Origin of the sequence: Enterococcus sp. DIV0574 (assembly GCF_051711125.1) — a bacterium.
Classification (GTDB): domain Bacteria; phylum Bacillota; class Bacilli; order Lactobacillales; family Enterococcaceae; genus Enterococcus_D; species Enterococcus_D gallinarum.
Genome location: NZ_JBIOMA010000001.1, coordinates 1,709,791 through 1,727,796 on the forward strand (window position 1 = coordinate 1,709,791; position 18,006 = coordinate 1,727,796).

Consider the following 18,006-nt stretch of genomic DNA (forward strand, 5'->3'; position numbering starts at 1 on the left):
TTCAAAGAACTGTATAGTGTGTGTAACAAATAAATAGCTCCTTTAAGTGTAGTCCCGTGAGGCTAAGAAGGAAATGAGCAAGCAGACGACTCCCGCGTTGGAGCATCGAAAACTTGCTGGATGATTGCGCATATTCTGGATCGCTGTATACAGCGCCAGAAAGTATGATCGGAAAACATAACTCCTGCCTCACTAGGCAGGAGTTTTTTTATGTTCAAAATTAGGAGGGAACGAAATGCCAACCAAAGAAGTAGTAGATGCAGTAACAATGAAACGAGCATTGACCAGAATCACTTATGAAATCATCGAACGCAACCGAGGGATTGATGACCTAGTCTTAGTAGGAATCAAGACTAGGGGAATCTATATCGCACAACGAATTGCTGAACGCTTGAAACAATTGGAAGGGGTAGAAGTCCCCGTTGGCGAACTGGATATCACATTGTATCGAGACGATAAAAAATCAGATGAAGATCCTGAGATCCATTCTTCTGACATTCCAACAGCAATCGATGGCAAAGAAGTCATCTTGATCGATGATGTGTTGTTTACAGGGCGCACCATCCGGGCAGCATTAGATGCCATCATGGATTTCGGTCGTCCTCGCCGGATTTCACTAGCCGTACTAGTCGATCGGGGGCATCGAGAATTACCGATTCGGGCAGATTTTGTAGGGAAAAATATTCCAACGGCATTAAGCGAACAAATCATTGTTGAAATGGAAGAATCTGACGGTTCTGATCGAATCATGATCAATAAAGAAAACGAGTAGGAAGAAGAGTGACAGACACATGGAAAAGCAAGAATTTCGCAATACCGATGTGGTATTAGATATCAATGATCGCCCAAAGGCATTGCCTTGGTTAGGCTTAAGTCTTCAACATTTATTCACGATGTTCGGAGCAACTGTTTTAGTACCGATCCTAGTTGGGATCAACCCAAGTATCGCTTTAGTAAGTTCCGGTTTGGGGACACTTGTTTACCTCGTTACGACGAAAGGAAAGATTCCCGCATACTTAGGGAGCAGCTTTGCTTTTATCGCTGCAATGCAAATGTTGATGAAATCAGACGGCTACCCGGCAATCGCCCAGGGAGCTGTTACAACAGGACTGGTTTACATCATCGTTTCTCTGATCATCAAAAAGATTGGTGCTGCATGGCTGGATAAAATTTTGCCGCCGATCGTCGTAGGGCCTGTGATCATGGTTATCGGGTTAGGACTAGCTGCTAATGCCGCTCAAAACGCAATGTACAATGGGGACATCTATGATTTTAAATTTATCTTAGTTGCATTGGTTACATTGGGATTGACGATTTTCTTCAACATGTTTTTGCGAGGTTTTCTTGGCTTGATCCCCATCTTACTAGGGATCATTGGTGGTTACTTAGTAGCTTTAGCTGCTGGGATCGTAGATGTGCAGCCAATCATTGATGCTGCTTGGTTCTCATTACCAAGCTTCGAAATTCCCTTTGTTCAATACAAGCCAACGCTACATTTGAATGCGATCACGACGATGGCGCCTATCGCTTTTGTCACGATGACAGAACATATTGGCCATTTGATGGTTTTGAATAAACTAACAAAGCGTAACTTTTTTGAAGAACCAGGATTAAACAAAACATTGATGGGAGACGGCTTTGCGCAAATCGTTGCCGGATTCGTTGGGGGACCCCCTGTGACAAGTTATGGTGAAAACATTGGTGTCTTGGCCATTACGAGAGTGCACAGTGTCTTTGTTATCGGTGGTGCGGCTGTCTTGGCTGTCTTGTTAGGCTTTGTCGGAAAATTGAGTGCCTTGATCTTGAGTATCCCAAATCCGGTCATTTCTGGAATCAGCTTCCTATTGTTCGGTGTCATTGCTGCAAGCGGGATGAAAATCTTGATCGACAATAAAATCAATTTTGACCGCAAAAAGAATTTGATCATTGCTTCTGTGATTCTGGTGATCGGAATCGGCGGCCTTGTCTTTACGGTCGGAACATTCACCTTATCAGCCATGGCATTAGCAACTGTCTTAGGAATCATTTTAAATCTAATTTTGCCAGAAACATCACGCAGTGAAGAACAATAACTAGTCGTCAACTAAAAGGGAAAAACTAGGAGGTATTATTCATGATCATCCAATCAGAAAGAATCAGTTTAAAGCATCTTTTGACCGTTGAAGCATTAACAGATCGAGAAGTGATGGGGCTTATCCGCAGAGGGCAGGAATTTAAAAGAGGGGCCAAATGGATGCCGCAAAAAGAACAATACTTTGCTACGAACCTTTTCTTTGAAAATAGTACCAGAACCCACAAAAGTTTTGATGTAGCCGAAAAGAAATTAGGTCTTGAAGTGATTGAATTTGACTCCTCAACGAGTTCTGTGCAAAAGGGCGAAACCCTTTATGATACCGTGCTGACAATGTCAGCCCTTGGCGTGGATGTCGCTGTGATCCGCCACGGGGATGAAAATTATTATGACGAGCTGATCCAAAGTAAAACGATCCAATGCAGCATCATCAATGGAGGCGATGGCAGCGGACAGCATCCCACGCAATGCTTATTAGACTTGATGACGATCTATGAAGAATTTGGCCACTTTGATCAATTGAAAGTAGCGATCGTCGGAGACATCACCCATTCCCGTGTCGCCAAATCAAATATGCAAATGCTCAAACGATTAGGCGCCAAAGTGTATTTTTCTGGCCCGCCACAATGGTATGACAATGAATTTGAAGTGTATGGACACTGGTTGCCTCTAGATGAATTAGTGGATCAAGTCGATGTGATGATGATGCTTCGGGTCCAACACGAACGCCATGATGGCTCAGAAAGTTTCTCAAAAGAGGCTTACTTACGGGATTATGGATTGACAGTGGAACGTGCAGCAAAAATGCAAGACCATGCCATCATCATGCATCCGGCTCCAGTCAATCGTGATGTTGAGCTGGCAGATCCATTAGTTGAAGGGCTGCGTTCAAGAATTGTCACGCAAATGACGAATGGCGTGTTTGTCCGGATGGCAATTTTAGAAGCGGTATTGAATGGCAAAGCTTAATTATAAGAAACGCGACCAATAGAGATAGAGGAGGAAGCAACATGAAAACACTCATTAAGAACGGAAAGATCATCGCTGACGGTGATCATTGTATCCCTGCAGAAATTTGGATCGAAGATGGTATCATCCAAGCGATCGGAACGACTTTTTCAGAAACAGGGTTCGATCAAGTGATCGATGCAAAGCAACAACTGATCACTCCAGGATTAGTGGATGTTCATGTTCACTTCAGAGAGCCAGGATTTGAATACAAAGAAACGATCAAAACAGGAAGTATGGCAGCCGCTCGTGGCGGTTTCACTACTGTTTGTGCCATGCCAAATTTAAATCCTGTGCCAGATACCGCAGAAAAATTGCAACAAGTCTACCAACGTATCCAAGAAGACGCCGTGGTTCATGTTTTGCAGTATGCACCGATCACAGAAGAATTACGTAGTGAAGTTTTAACGGATCAAAAAGCATTGAAAGAAGCCGGCGCTTTTGCATTCACCAATGATGGCGTTGGCGTCCAAACTGCTGGTACGATGTACTTGGCGATGAAAGAAGCGGCCAAAAACCAGATGGCATTAGTGGCGCATACAGAAGATGACTCTCTGTTGTTTGGCGGTGTGATGCATGCGGGTAAGAGAGCAGCAGAATTAGGCTTGCCGGGGATTCTTAGTGCCACAGAAGCATCACAAATTGCCCGGGATGTACTGCTGGCAGAAGAAACCGGGGCCCATTACCATGTCTGCCATGTTTCGACAAAAGAAAGTGTGCGGGTCATACGTGAAGCTAAACAAGCAGGAATCCATGTGACGGCAGAAGTTTCCCCCCATCACTTGCTTTTGATCGATGAAGATATCCCTGGCGATGAAGGATTTTGGAAAATGAATCCGCCGCTTAGAGGTAGAGCAGATCGCGAGGCATTGATCGAAGGATTACTGGATGGGACGATCGATTGTATCGCAACAGACCACGCACCACATGGCTATGACGAAAAAATGCAAAGTTTTTTAAAAGCACCATTTGGAATCGTCGGTTCAGAATATGCTTTTCAATTGATTTATACGCATTTTGTCAAAACGGGCCGCTTTACACTCCAACAAGCGGTGGCTTGGATGACCGAGAAGCCTGCTGAAATCTTTGGATTGAAAGCTGGCAAATTAATGGTGGGAGCTCCGGCAGATCTCGCGATTTTTGATCTAGAGACAGCTTATACTGTCGATTCGGATCAATTTCTTTCAAAAGGAAAAAACACACCATTTAATAACTGGCCATTATATGGGGATACCACCCATACATTGGTCAATGGAAAATTAGTTTGGCAAAAAGGTAGGGGGATTTTATGAAACGCTGGTTGATTTTGGAAGATGGCACATTATTTGAAGGTGAGGGATTTGGCGCAGAGATCAATGTCTATGGCGAGATTGTCTTTACCACTAGTATGACAGGGTATCAAGAAACCATTACGGATCAAAGTTTCAACGGTCAGATCATCACCTTTACCTACCCAATGGTGGGAAATTACGGTGTTAATCGCGATGACTATGAATCAATCGCTCCCACTTGTAAAGGTGTTGTAGTGAAAGAACATGCTCGTGTAGCCAGCAACTGGCGGAAACAATTGACCTTAGACGAATTTCTAAAGCGCAAAAACATTCCGGGAATCGCAGGAATCGATACTCGGGCTTTGACTCGTAAAATCCGCCAATTTGGAACGATGAAAGCTAGTATTGTGGATGCCAATGATGAGTTTGCTCATGCCTTTGATCAATTGAAAGCAGCCGTTTTGCCCACCAATCAAGTGGCACAAGTTTCAACTTCAAAGCCTTATCCAAGTCCAGGAACAGGACGGAATATCGTCGTGATCGATTTTGGCTTGAAACACAGCATTCTAAGAGAACTTTCTCAACGAAATTGTAATCTGACGATTTTACCCTACAATACCACCGCTCAGGAAATTTTGGATCTCGCGCCAGATGGTGTCATGCTGACCAACGGACCTGGTGATCCGAAAAGCCTCCCTGAAGCCATCAAAATGATTCAAGAAATCCAAGGAAAAGTACCGATTTTCGGTATCTGTTTAGGACATCAGTTGTTTGCTTTAGCTAATGGCGCTGATACTTACAAAATGAAATTCGGTCACCGAGGATTGAACCATCCCGTTCGAGAAATCGCTACAGGAAGAATTGATTTCACCTCACAAAATCACGGTTTTGCAGTAGCAGAAGCATCGATTGATCAAGAGAAACTGATCATCACTCATGTGGAAGTCAATGATGGAACCATTGAAGGTGTCCGTCATCGTCGCTACCCAGCATTTAGTGTTCAGTATCATCCAGATGCTGCACCGGGACCACATGATGGTGTACATTTATTTGATGAATTTTTAGAAATGATCGATGCATGGAAGGAGCAGAACTAAATGCCAAAACGTACAGATATTAAGAAAATCATGGTTATCGGTTCTGGACCGATCATTATTGGCCAAGCAGCCGAATTTGACTATGCAGGAACGCAAGCCTGCTTAGCGTTGCGAGAAGAAGGCTATGAAGTTGTGCTGGTCAACTCGAACCCTGCAACGATCATGACCGATAAAGAAATTGCCGACAAAGTCTATATTGAACCAATCACTTTCGAATTTGTCTCCCGGATTTTAAGGAAAGAACGTCCGGATGCGATCTTGCCAACATTAGGCGGTCAAACCGGCTTGAATATGGCGATGGAATTAGCCAATTCCGGCATCTTGGATGAGTTGGAAATCGAGTTGTTAGGAACCAAATTAGCAGCGATTGATCAAGCAGAAGACCGTGATCTATTCAAACAATTAATGGAAGAGTTAAATCAACCGATTCCTGAATCGGAGATCGTTTCAACAGTGGAAGAAGCAGTTGCTTTTGCAACTAAGATTGGGTATCCAATCATCGTTCGTCCAGCCTTTACCCTTGGCGGTACTGGAGGCGGTATGTGTAATAATGAAGAGGAATTGCGAGTGATTGCTGAGAATGGTCTAAAACTGTCACCAGTGACGCAATGTCTGATCGAACGCAGTATTGCCGGCTATAAGGAAATCGAATATGAAGTCATGCGGGATTCAGCCGATAATGCGATCGTTGTCTGCAACATGGAAAACTTTGACCCTGTCGGGATCCATACAGGTGATTCGATCGTTTTTGCACCGAGTCAAACACTCTCCGATCATGAGTACCAAATGTTGCGTGATGCTTCTCTAAAAATCATTCGCGCATTGAAAATCGAGGGCGGTTGTAATGTTCAATTAGCGCTTGATCCCCACAGCTTTAATTACTATGTGATCGAAGTCAATCCCCGGGTTTCCCGTTCGTCTGCTTTAGCAAGTAAAGCAACTGGCTATCCGATTGCGAAGCTAGCAGCAAAGATTGCTGTTGGGTTGACATTAGATGAAATGAAAAACCCTGTCACAGAAACAACTTATGCCGAGTTTGAACCGGCATTGGATTACGTGGTAGCCAAAATCCCTCGTTGGCCCTTTGACAAATTTGAGTCCGGCGAACGCCGTTTAGGGACACAGATGAAAGCAACCGGTGAAGTGATGGCTATCGGTCGGAATATCGAGGAATCTTTGCTGAAGGCTGTGCGTTCATTGGAGATCGGCACACATCATATTGAAATGAAAGAATTAGAACAGCTTTCAGACAATGACTTGATCGATAAGGTGATCAAAGCGCAAGATGATCGCTTATTTTATGTCATGGAAGCCATTCGCCGCGGCTATGCTATTGAAGAATTGAACGAAATGACTAAAATCGATCTTTTCTTCTTGGATAAAATGCTGCACATCTATGAAATCGAACAAGAACTTGCTGCCAACAGCCAAGATTTTACAACATTAAAACGAGCGAAGCAAAACGGCTTTACCGATAAAAAAATTGCTGAGTTATGGCAGATGACAGAACAAGAGATTCGAGACATCCGTAAGGAAAATCAGTTGCTTCCCGTCTACAAAATGGTAGACACTTGTGCTGCCGAGTTTGAGTCGGCAACGCCTTACTTTTATAGTACGTATGAGTTTGAGAACGAGAGTGTTCGCAGTGAAAAAGAATCTGTTTTAGTCTTAGGTTCTGGGCCGATCCGCATCGGTCAAGGTGTGGAATTCGATTATGCAACAGTACACTCGGTCAAAGCAATTCAGGCTGCGGGCTATGAAGCCATTATTATGAACAGCAATCCGGAAACCGTTTCGACAGACTTCTCGATTTCCGATAAATTGTATTTTGAGCCATTGACACTAGAAGACGTCTTGCATGTGATCGAACTGGAACAACCAATTGGGGTCATTGTTCAATTTGGCGGTCAAACAGCGATCAATTTGGCGGAGCCATTAGTTGCCGCAGGAGTCAGCATCTTAGGTACGAGTATCGAAGACCTCGATCGTGCTGAAAACCGTGATCTCTTTGAACAAGCGCTACAGGCATTAGCTATTCCGCAACCCCCAGGAGATACTGCTACAAATACCACGGAAGCAGTGGCGATCGCTAATCGCATCGGTTATCCGGTCCTTGTTCGTCCGAGTTATGTCTTAGGTGGTCGGGCAATGGAAATCGTTGAGAACCAAGCGGATCTGGAAGATTATATGAAGCATGCAGTAAAAGCTTCTCCCGAACATCCTGTTTTAGTCGATCGGTACTTAGTAGGGAAAGAATGTGAAGTTGACGCAATTTGTGATGGCACGACGGTTCTGATTCCGGGGATCATGGAACATATCGAACGAGCAGGGGTCCACTCAGGTGACTCGATGGCAGTCTATCCACCGCAAAACCTTTCTGACGCAACGATTGCCACCATCGAAGACTATACGAAACGGTTAGCATTGGGATTGAATTGTGTCGGAATGATGAATATTCAATTTGTCATCCATGAGGAGAAAGTCTATGTCATTGAGGTCAATCCACGGGCCAGCCGAACAGTGCCGTTCCTAAGCAAAGTTACAGAGATTCCTATGGCACAGATCGCGACAAAAGCGATTTTAGGAGAAAAATTGGTGGATCTGGGCTACCGTGATGGCCTTTATCCAACACCAAACGAAGTTCATATCAAAGCACCGGTCTTTTCTTTCACCAAGTTACAAAAAGTCGATACTTACTTAGGTCCGGAAATGAAATCAACCGGTGAAGTCATGGGTTCAGACAAAAACTTAGAAAAAGCTTTATATAAAGCTTTTGAAGCAGCTGGTTTGCATATTCCGGAATTCGGGAAAGTTCTCTTTACCGTAGCGGATGAAAGCAAAGCAGAGGCCGCCGTGTTGGCTGCGCGCTTTTTCGAAATCGGCTTCTCGATCTTAGCGACAAAAGGAACAGCCGATTACTTTGAAGGCTATGGCTTGCCAGTCACCCGGGTAGCGAAAATCTCGGAAACAGAAGATGAAACTGTCGTTGATCTCATCAGAAAAGGCGTGACACAAGTGGTGATCAATACAATGGACAAAAATCGGCAAAAAGCCACTGAAGACGGATTTATTATTCGCCGGGAAGCAGTCGAGCATGGGGTGCCGCTCTTCACCTCGTTAGACACCGCTGATGCCATTCTTCAAGTAATGGAATCAAGAGGTTTTTCAACGAAAGCAATCTAGCAGTCAGAAAGGAAAACAGCTCATGAAACAAGAACGAATGACCATTACAAAACAGCGAATGCTCGCACCGCGAATCTACGAGATGACTCTCTCTGGTGCTCTCGTTCAAGAAATGACCACACCGGGACAATTTCTGCATATTCGAGTGCCGGATGATGCCTTTCTCTTAAGACGACCAATCAGTATTAGCTGGATCGATCAAGAAAGCCAAAGTTGTCGCATCATTTATCGGACAGAAGGGGAGGGGACCAAGCGGTTTGCCCATCTGCAAAGCGGGGATCAACTGGATGTTTTAGGCCCTCTAGGGAATGGCTTTCATATCGAAGATTTACAAAAAGATGAGACTGTTTTTATCGTAGGTGGTGGTATCGGAGTTCCGCCACTCTACGAACTTTCTAAACAATTAGTCGCAAAAGGTGTACGGACGATTCATTTTTTGGGATTTGCTAGTTCGGAAGTCATGTATTACGAAAAGGCGTTTCAAGCTCTAGGGGATACACGAATCGCAACGGATGATGGCACCTATGGCGTCCAAGGGAATGTCGGTAATCTATTGTTAGCAGCCGATAGCAAACCTGCGGCTGTTTTTGCCTGCGGCAACAATGGCTTGTTAAAAACGGTTGAACAACTTTTCCAAGACTGTCCGAATGTGCAACTTTCATTGGAATCTCGCATGGCTTGCGGGATCGGTGCTTGCTATGCTTGTGTTTGTCATAAAGCCGATGATCCAACAGGGACCAAAAGTGTCAAAGTCTGTGACGAAGGCCCTGTTTTTCAAGCTGGAAAGGTGGTTATTTAAGTGGTTTTAGCTGTTGAATTACCGGGGTTGTCTCTCAAAAACCCCATAATGCCGGCTAGTGGCTGTTTTGGTTTTGGCGCAGAATACAACAAGTATTATGATATCAGTCAGCTCGGTGCCGTCATGATCAAAGCCACGACCCCAGAAGCACGCTTTGGCAATCCAACACCGCGAGTGGCTGAAACACCAAGCGGCATGTTGAATGCGATTGGCTTACAAAATCCTGGCCTTCGAGTAGTCATGGAAGACATTTTGCCAGAGTTAGCGCAAAAGCATCCAGATCTGCCGATCATCGCAAACGTGGCTGGTTCCACTCAAGAAGATTATGTCACTGTCTGTCAAAAAATCAGTCAAGCGCCGAATGTAAAAGCCATTGAATTAAATGTTTCCTGCCCAAACGTCAAACATGGTGGTATTACTTTTGGTACCGATCCTCAAGTGGCGAAAGAACTGACCCAAGCGGTCAAAGCAGTTTCGCAAGTGCCAATCTATGTCAAACTATCGCCAAATGTGACCGATATCGTACCCATTGCAAAAGCAATCGAGGCGGGGGGTGCCGATGGTTTCACGATGATCAATACGTTATTGGGTATGCGCATTGATTTGAAGACACGACGTCCTATTTTGGCCAACCAGACCGGGGGGCTCTCAGGCCCAGCCATCAAGCCAGTGGCGATTCGTTTGATCAAACAAGTGGCACAAGTTTCTTCGTTGCCAATCATTGGCATGGGCGGTGTGATGACGGTTGATGATGTGTTAGAAATGTATTTAGCTGGAGCGAGTGCAGTAGCAGTTGGTACCGCAAATTTTACCGATCCTTATATTTGTCCCAAGTTGATCGAAGAATTGCCTGTACGAATGGCAGAATTAGGTATCGAATCTTTGGCACAGTTGATCAAGGAAGTAAGAGAGGGGCATTAAGATGATTGAACGACCAATTATTGCTTTGGATTTTCCAAGCAAAAAAGAAATTGAGCTTTTTTTAGAGAAATTTCCTAAAACAGAAAAATTATTCGTCAAAGTCGGTATGGAAATCTTTTATCAAGAAGGACCAGAAATCGTCAGCTGGTTAAAAGATTTAGGCCATGATATTTTCTTAGACTTAAAACTTCACGACATTCCCAATACTGTCGAGCGGGCCATGACACGTTTGGCAAATCTTGGGGTCGCGATCACCAATGTTCATGCGGCGGGTGGTATTGAGATGATGATAGCAGCAAAGCGGGGACTGCAAAATGGAACCAAGGAAGGCCAAAATGTGCCGCTATTGATTGCTGTCACACAGCTGACTTCTACTAGCGAAGAACAAATGCAGCAAGAACAGCTAATTTCTGTTTCTTTAGAAGAAAGCGTGCGTCATTATGCTCAATGTGCAGAAAAAGCAGGATTAGCTGGCGTGGTTTGTTCCGCCCAAGAAGCTGCTGCCATCAAGGTAGCTACCAATCCTGAATTTATGTGCTTAACCCCAGGAATTCGTCCGGCTGGTAGTGATGCCGGAGATCAAAAACGAATCGTCACACCAGCAAAAGCAAGACAAATTGGTTCTTCTGCGATTGTTGTCGGTCGACCAATCACACAATCTGCAACACCTTTTGATACTTACCAGGAAATTAAACAAGCATGGAAGGAAGCTATTCAATGACAGAAATCAGTAAAGCAATTGCCAAAGACCTTTTAACGATTGAAGCAGTATTTTTACGTCCAAATGAACCCTTTACTTGGGCAAGCGGCATCAAAAGCCCGATTTATTGTGATAATCGTATGACAATGAGTTACCCTGCTGTACGTAAAGCGATTGCCAGTGGTTTGGCTGCGCAAATCAAAGAACACTTTCCAGACGTCGAAGTAATTGCGGGTACAGCTACTGCTGGGATCCCTCATGCCGCTTGGGTAGCAGATATTCTTGATTTGCCAATGGTCTATATCCGCAGCAAAGCCAAAGATCATGGCAAAGGAAACCAAATCGAAGGACGTATCACGGAAGGTCAGAAAATGGTTGTGATCGAAGATTTGATCTCTACTGGCGGCAGTGTGTTAGAAGCTTGCGAAGCAGCCGCTCGCGAAGGGGCAAATGTTCTGGGGGTGGCAGCGATCTTTACCTATGAATTGCCGCAGGGATTAACCAACTTTGAAAAGGCCCAGCTGCCATTAGTGACGTTGACCAACTATTCAACAATGATCGATACTGCATTAGAGATGGACTATATCGGAAAAGAAGATATTGCATTGCTGCAGCAATGGAAACAGTCACCTCAAACTTGGACTGGTAAATAAGAACAACGAATATGCCTGGAGTGATCCAAGAGCATATTCGTTTTATTTTTATCTTTTTTCTGATACGATTTGAGACGATTCATCAAAAGTTATCTGGCAGTTGAAAGGCAGCCAGTTTCAATAGGGAGGCAGTTTTATTGAAAAGAAATATGGATGTTCCATGGAGTTATTCTGGGGAGAATGGTCCTGAGTATTGGCACACATTGTGTGACTGGTATGCTGAAGGAGCAAAGTTTCCATTGCAATCGCCCATTGCGCTTTACCATGACGATACAGAGGAACCTGTCGATGAGGATTTAAGCTTCCATTACCATCGGGAACGCTTTACTGAAAAAGAATTTAAAAATACGATTCATTTTGTTCCATACAATAAAGAAAGTTACGTGACCTTTCAAGGCATCAATTACTACCTAACGGATATTCATTTTCATATGCCTTCTGAGCATATCATCGATGATGAGCAGCAAGAACTTGAATTTCATTTGGTACATATGAATGAACAAGGAGAAAACTTAGTCGTCGGTATTTTGTTCCGGTTAACAGATAAATTAAACTGGATCTGTAATCAGCAAGATGATAGTATTTGGGATTTCAAAAACCATACCCAATGGTTTGACCCATCGATGTTTTTACCGGAAATGACCCACCATTTTCACTATGTAGGTTCTTTGACAACTCCTCCAACTAAAGGTCCGATCAACTGGTTTGTATTTGACTGGGTAGGCGAGATGAGTCGTCGCTTTATTCTGGAATTTCGTGAAGAAGTTTTGGAAAACAATAATCGTCCATTGCAGGATCGAAAAGACCGACCAATCTACTTTTACTGATGGTCTAGCGAACGAAAGGAAGGCTACGAAATGGATCAGTTTCAAGAGTACCTAACAAAAGAATTGTCAGAGGCACAGCGAAAAGTCCTGGAGCCATTATTTGAACATATATTAACTGAATTCCCGGATTTGCAGACCCGAATTGCTTGGAACCAGCCGATGTTTACGGATCATGGAACCTTCATCTTGGGGATTAGCAGTTCGAAGAAACATTTCTCAGTCTCGCCAGAAGTGAAAACGATGGCCTTGTTCAATACCCGCATTGAAGCAAGTGGCTATTCACAAACAAAAAACATTTTTCGTATTTTATGGGATCAGCCGGTTGACGAAAAGCTGATCTTCGACATTATCCGTTTTAATATGGAAGACAAAGCGGATTATCAAACCTTTTGGCGCTAGATAGTCGTTCTGAAAATAAATTTTAATGGCCAACAAAAAAGACGATTTATTCGTCTTTTTTGTTGGTTTAAATCCGGGATCATCAGACAATAGCGACCGAATTATGCTAAAATAGTGGAAAATACACGAAAATCCTTTTAATAATACCAACTATTGTGAACGAAAGCACAATCGAATCTTTTTTAGGAAAAAGAGCAGAGGTCGTTAAGCTTTTTTCTTTTAGTTGTTTTATAGTGTGAGAAAGGAGACTTCTATGCATGCATGGGAAGCCATACAGAAAACATTGGACCATATTGAAGCAAATTTAGCTGAGACAATCGAAATTGATGAGTTAGCCAAAGTTGCTGCTTTGTCGCCGTTTTATTATCAGCGTTTATTCACGCGATTAGTCAAATCCTCAGTCAGAGAGTATATCAAGTTACGCCGTTTGGCTGTAGCAGCCACCTATTTACAAGATCAGCAACGGCGAATCATTGATGTTGCGCTGGAGGTTGGATTCAATAATCCTATTTCTTTTTCGCGATCGTTTAAAGAAGTTTATGGCATTTCACCCTCACACTATCAGAAACAGTTGCTCCCATTACAAAATTTCGATAAACCAGATTTATCCCTGAGCCATATTGTGGTAGAGGAAGGGGAACCGTTGATCAGTGAAGGAGTCGTCTTAGCAATACAGCAGAAAACAATGGATCAGCCGCGGGTTTTCAATGGTATCGTTGGTTATTATCCTTTCAAGTATGGCAAAATGCTAGGAGAAAGAACCGGCGTAGATCCAGTTGAAAAGATTTGGCAAGACTTTTTTCACGCTTGCGCCAATCATCCATTTTTGCGAGCAGAGACGCTCATTGGTGTTTCCTATCCAGGAGAGGCACCAGCAGGTCATTCCAGTTATTTTGTCGGGGCAGAATCTGTCACTGGAAGATATGAGAAAGACATGAGCCATCTGACAAGCTGGACATTACCGGCCCGTGACTATGTTGTTTGCAGCTTTGAGACGACTAAAGCACAAATGATCGTCGGGATGGGTAAGGCAATGAGGTATACTCGTTTTTGGCTAAAAAAACACGGTTTGATAGCGGATGGCTTTTTTCCTGAGCTTTATCGACAATCGCAAGCGGAGATCATGATTGTCGAATTATGGATTCCTTTTAAAACAAGAGAAAATTTTCAAGGAGGAAAAACAAATGATGAATTATGAAGAGGGCCTGACATTACTGGAAGAAAAGTTTGGTAACGACAAAGATAATTTGATCTCTTTAGCAACGATTGCGCGCAATTGCGGTGAAAATGGGCTGCCTCGTCCTATGGTGCGGGATGTCGATGCTTATTATGAGAATGGTGTCTTTTATGTATCGACCCATGAAAGCTCCAACAAAATCCAGCAAATCAAAGAAAATCCCGAAGTTTCTATCGCAGTCTGTGGCGAATGGTTTACCGCTAATGGCATCGGAGAAAATCTAGGATGGGTCTTGGACCCAAAAAATGCGGAATTGAGAAAGAAAATTCGCAAGGCGTTTGTTTGGTACGATGAAGTTAATGATGAAGCAGATCAAGGCTGTTGCTTTCTTGCCATTCGGTTAACGAAAGGGACATTGAATATCAATCACTGGGAAAAGCTCTATCATTTTGATTTTGAAAATAAGCGCATGATTGATCAAAATGACACTTTTTAACCACCAACAATGCATCGATTCCATTGATCAGTCATCTGGTCTAGTGTTGTTTCGATGAAATGGCTTGGCTGATGTGTCCGAGAGCTTCTTAGCGTTTCCAAGTATTTTTCCATAAAAAATGAGCCACTTACGAATTTGTTCTATCCACCCATTCTCAGCGATTGACGAGAAGGCTGTGTGTTAGAGACATGTAAGTGGGTCATTTTTTTAATTCTTCGCCAACTTTTTTGGAAAATCAGCAAAAGAACAGCGTTAGTTTTGTTTTAAATCCAAAATTGTTTCCTCAGGTGTTACATAATAAGTCGTCTGGTTCTCATAAATCACAAAGCCTGGTTTTGCACCATTTGGTTTGCGAATATGTTTGACTTGTACCAAATCCACAGGTACTTGTGCGGAGTGGCGGTATTTCGAGAAGTAGGCAGCTAATTCTGCGGCTTCCAAGATTGTTTCTTCGCTAGGTGAATCCGACCGAATGATCACATGAGACCCGGGGATATTTTTCGTATGGAGCCAATAATCTGTTTTACGTGCCGTTTTTAAAGTTAACTGATCATTTTGCAGATTGTTTTTGCCTACCAGAATCTCCGTTCCATCAGAAGAGAGAAAACGTTCCGGTTGCGAGGGCGTTTGTTTTTTCCGTTGTTTCGTCCGATTTTTGACATATCCTTGGGCAGCAAGTTCTTCGCGAATCGTCAAAAGATCTTTCGGTGCGGCAATTTCCAACTGTGCTTCTACTGATTCCAAATAGGCTATCTCATCTTTTGTTTCAGCAATTTGCTGATGAATCAGTTTGACAGCATTTTTCAGCTTTTGATAACGCTGGAAATATTTTTGCGCGTTCTGGTTGGGTGTCAAGGCCGGATCTAAGGCAATTTTTATTGGTTTGTTCTCATCATAGTAATTAGCTAATTCCACTTCGCCTGCACCGCGAGGGACTTGCGCCATGAAAGTCGTTAAAAGCTCGCCTTTTTGACGGAATTCTTCCGCATTCTCAGATTCTCGCAAAGTTTGCTGTCTTTTTTCTAGCTTGTGCTTGTTTCGCTTCAGCTCATTGTCGATTTTTTTCAGTAATTCACTGCCTTGCTGTTTTACTCGGTCACGGTCAGCTTTTTCATGATAAAACGCATCAAGCAATTCGCTTAGACTCTGGTAAGTTTCCTGCCAGTCCGCTTGTTCCATCAGTGAATGAAAGGGGACCGGAGTAAAGAATTCTTTGTTCCCGGATTTTAAGTAGGTAGGAACAGGATCCGCTAGCTCGGCAAAAAATTCTTCCCAAACGGTTACTTTTTCATTTGGTCGTTCTTTCAGACGAGATACCAGCTCATCTGCCGTATCCCTGCCAAATCCTTGAAAAGTCTGCTGCAAGACTTTGGGCGACAATTCTTCTAGACGAGACAGCATTTCAAAGACTTTTGTTTGATTGAGTGTATACGGATCAACAGTGTCTTGTTTTGGCGGAGCAACATAAAGGGACCCTGGCAGCAAGGTACGATACGTATTTTGCGAATGGCCAATGTGCTTGATCGTATCAACGATTTTACCGGTTGCCCGATTCATTAAGAGAATCGTGCTGTGTCTGCCCATCAATTCAACGATCAAAACAAAGTTTTGTAAATCGCCTAATTCGTCACGACGAGTAAAATGGAAATGAACGACTCGATCATTCGCAACTTGTTCAATCGTTTCCAGGATTGCGCCATCTAAATACTTCCGTAACATCATCAAAAATGTTGGAGGTGTTTCTGGGTTGGTATAGGTAGCTTGTGTACATTGAATCCGAGCATAGCTCGGATGGGCAGATAGCAATAATTTGTGATTTTTCCCTTGAGAACGAATCACGAAGATCACTTCGTTCTCATAAGGCTGGTGAATTTTATTCACTCGACCATTGACGAGTTCATTTTGTAATTCCTGAACCATCAAGTGGGTAAAGATGCCATCGAAGGACATTTGTTTCCCTCATTTCTGTTTTATCAAACTTTTTTCTCATTCAATTTTTGAGGTCAAGACATTTGACCGATAAAGGTAAGTAAAATTAACGAATCCAGATTGAATCGAGTAGTTCTATTATAACGAAAAGAAACCAGAAAGACCAATCCTGATCCAAGCAGGACATACCCCATCAGATTTAGGATATATTGAAGCATTCACTAAGAGTCCGTTTTATTGTTTTGTGCATCCTTTAGGGCTTTTTCAATCTCCATATTCAAGAAATAGGAAATGACTGTTCGAATGACTACGACTACTGCTAAGCGGACGATATCGGCAAATGTCGGATGGATGATGGTCTCAATGATATCTGCAGCAATCAAGATCTCCAAACCAAGCAAAACATAACTGCCGAGAAAATTTCGAATAAAATTGTTTTCTCTGGCCGCACTCATACGGTCTTTCGCTTTTATTTCAAAACGAATAAAATCAAAACCAGCTTTTACAACTCCCCACACAAGCACTAAAATTGAAAGCAGATTCAGACAAACGACGATTAAATCTAAAATGGGGATTGCATTATCCATTAAAAGTTCAGCAAGATCAGCCATGACTAACTCCTTTGGTTTTTTCTCTATCTTATCGAATTTTACTTAATATGGGAAGTTATATGGGAAGTTTCTTGACGCTCCAAAGACATCTTGCTAGTATAAAGATAAGGTTGATGGCAGATGAAAAGGGCGGGGTTTAGGATGGAGCGATTCGAGAATTTTTTTCAGTTAGTAAAAGAGAAGATACGAGAAAGCTGGGAAGCTTTTGTCCAAAGTGTCTACCAAAATCAGCGTAAGACCATGTATTATTTAGGTACGGGTATTCTACTTGCTGTGCTATTTGCTGTAGTGATTATTACTTCTCAAACGAGGATCAAAACATCGCTGATCCACAAGATGGCTTTTGAAGAATTGCCTTCTGATAAGATCGAACCATTAGAATATGCAGAAGCAGATCAGACGATTCGTGACACAAAAGCCATTTCTGTGATGTTTAGTAAACCGAATGGCGAAGAGTTGGCAGAAGTGTTTCAATTGTTTAATGATAAAGAGAGTGAAATGAATCGATCCGTGTACTATTATCCGATCGTATATGATACACAGTCTTTTTTAGATACTTACGGTGTAAAAGCAAATGAAATCACCTTTGTTTTCTTTGAAAACGGACAAGAGAAAAATCGATTTACTTATCAATCACTTAAAGATCCTGCAGAAGAATTTATTCCTGAATTGAATCGGTTACCAATGTGGAATATTCGCAAATTAGCAGAGTAAGAAAAAATCTGACAATTTGAATAAAAGTTATTGACGTTCTTTTATCAATACGCTAAACTAAGTGAAACAAAGTTAAACAAATGGAAAAAGGAGGAGCTAATATGAGACTATTTTACGCATTGCAATCAAATTCATGGCAAAACTGGCGTA

The 18,006-nt window shown here is 42.8% G+C and carries 16 protein-coding genes and 1 pseudogene; 15 read left to right on the forward strand and 2 right to left on the reverse strand.

The features are described 5' to 3' along the window. Nucleotides 1-235: 235 nt before the first annotated feature. The 14 genes and pseudogenes from pyrR (at nt 236) to IGJ45_RS08400 (ending at nt 14,602) form a co-directional block, all read left to right on the forward strand. Nucleotides 236-772: a bifunctional pyr operon transcriptional regulator/uracil phosphoribosyltransferase PyrR gene (gene pyrR / locus IGJ45_RS08335; protein ID WP_003126614.1), complete on the forward strand. Its 537-nt coding sequence runs from the start codon at nt 236-238 to the stop codon at nt 770-772. Between the two features lie 19 nt (nt 773-791). Beyond that, nucleotides 792-2,072 carry a solute carrier family 23 protein gene (locus IGJ45_RS08340; protein ID WP_003126613.1) on the forward strand — a complete coding sequence of 427 codons (1,281 nt, stop codon included), beginning with the start codon at nt 792-794 and terminating at the stop codon, nt 2,070-2,072. 41 nt (nt 2,073-2,113) lie between these two features. Beyond that, on the forward strand, nt 2,114-3,040 hold the full coding sequence (locus IGJ45_RS08345; RefSeq protein WP_060814300.1) for an aspartate carbamoyltransferase catalytic subunit: 927 nt from the start codon (nt 2,114-2,116) through the stop codon (nt 3,038-3,040). Nucleotides 3,041-3,081: 41 nt separating this feature from the next. Further along, nucleotides 3,082-4,371: a dihydroorotase gene (locus IGJ45_RS08350; RefSeq protein WP_257602312.1), complete on the forward strand. Its 1,290-nt coding sequence runs from the start codon at nt 3,082-3,084 to the stop codon at nt 4,369-4,371. Further along, nucleotides 4,368-5,447, forward strand: coding sequence for a carbamoyl phosphate synthase small subunit (locus IGJ45_RS08355; RefSeq protein WP_003126609.1), 1,080 nt, complete (start codon nt 4,368-4,370; stop codon nt 5,445-5,447). The genes IGJ45_RS08350 and IGJ45_RS08355 overlap by 4 nt, the downstream gene beginning before the upstream one ends. Further along, nucleotides 5,448-8,630: a carbamoyl-phosphate synthase large subunit gene (carB, locus tag IGJ45_RS08360; protein WP_409531425.1), complete on the forward strand. Its 3,183-nt coding sequence runs from the start codon at nt 5,448-5,450 to the stop codon at nt 8,628-8,630. Between the two features lie 10 nt (nt 8,631-8,640). Next, a pseudogene (locus tag IGJ45_RS08365) lies at nt 8,641-9,429 on the forward strand (dihydroorotate dehydrogenase electron transfer subunit); the annotation flags it as partial. Continuing rightward, nucleotides 9,430-10,350, forward strand: a complete 921-nt coding sequence (locus IGJ45_RS08370; protein ID WP_071870113.1) for a dihydroorotate dehydrogenase — start codon at nt 9,430-9,432, stop codon at nt 10,348-10,350. It abuts the pseudogene before it with no gap. Nucleotide 10,351: 1 nt separating this feature from the next. After that, nucleotides 10,352-11,071 carry an orotidine-5'-phosphate decarboxylase gene (gene pyrF, locus IGJ45_RS08375; RefSeq protein ID WP_005473160.1) on the forward strand — a complete coding sequence of 240 codons (720 nt, stop codon included), beginning with the start codon at nt 10,352-10,354 and terminating at the stop codon, nt 11,069-11,071. Beyond that, on the forward strand, nt 11,068-11,703 hold the full coding sequence (gene pyrE / locus IGJ45_RS08380) for an orotate phosphoribosyltransferase (RefSeq protein ID WP_005473159.1): 636 nt from the start codon (nt 11,068-11,070) through the stop codon (nt 11,701-11,703). The genes pyrF and pyrE overlap by 4 nt, the downstream gene beginning before the upstream one ends. Nucleotides 11,704-11,852: 149 nt before the next feature. Beyond that, nucleotides 11,853-12,530, forward strand: coding sequence for a carbonic anhydrase family protein (locus IGJ45_RS08385; RefSeq protein ID WP_034704506.1), 678 nt, complete (start codon nt 11,853-11,855; stop codon nt 12,528-12,530). A 30-nt stretch (nt 12,531-12,560) separates the two neighbouring features. Next, on the forward strand, nt 12,561-12,929 hold the full coding sequence (locus IGJ45_RS08390) for an iron chaperone (RefSeq protein ID WP_409531424.1): 369 nt from the start codon (nt 12,561-12,563) through the stop codon (nt 12,927-12,929). Between the two features lie 253 nt (nt 12,930-13,182). After that, a complete protein-coding gene (locus IGJ45_RS08395; protein ID WP_409531423.1) occupies nt 13,183-14,127 on the forward strand; it encodes a helix-turn-helix domain-containing protein in 945 nt (314 codons plus the stop codon). Continuing rightward, nucleotides 14,114-14,602, forward strand: a complete 489-nt coding sequence (locus IGJ45_RS08400; RefSeq protein ID WP_005473156.1) for a pyridoxamine 5'-phosphate oxidase family protein — start codon at nt 14,114-14,116, stop codon at nt 14,600-14,602. Before IGJ45_RS08395 ends, IGJ45_RS08400 begins: the two co-directional genes overlap by 14 nt. A gap of 252 nt (nt 14,603-14,854) precedes the next feature. Here IGJ45_RS08400 and efbA read toward each other — a convergent pair whose 3' ends face one another. Beyond that, a complete protein-coding gene (efbA, locus tag IGJ45_RS08405; RefSeq protein ID WP_003126598.1) occupies nt 14,855-16,552 on the reverse strand; it encodes a fibronectin-binding protein EfbA in 1,698 nt (565 codons plus the stop codon). A gap of 200 nt (nt 16,553-16,752) precedes the next feature. Beyond that, nucleotides 16,753-17,142: a DUF1622 domain-containing protein gene (locus tag IGJ45_RS08410; RefSeq protein ID WP_003126597.1), complete on the reverse strand. Its 390-nt coding sequence runs from the start codon at nt 17,140-17,142 to the stop codon at nt 16,753-16,755. A 141-nt stretch (nt 17,143-17,283) separates the two neighbouring features. Between IGJ45_RS08410 and IGJ45_RS08415 the strand changes: the two genes are divergently transcribed. Beyond that, nucleotides 17,284-17,856 carry a hypothetical protein gene (locus tag IGJ45_RS08415; RefSeq protein WP_176333371.1) on the forward strand — a complete coding sequence of 191 codons (573 nt, stop codon included), beginning with the start codon at nt 17,284-17,286 and terminating at the stop codon, nt 17,854-17,856. Nucleotides 17,857-18,006: the final 150 nt, after the last annotated feature.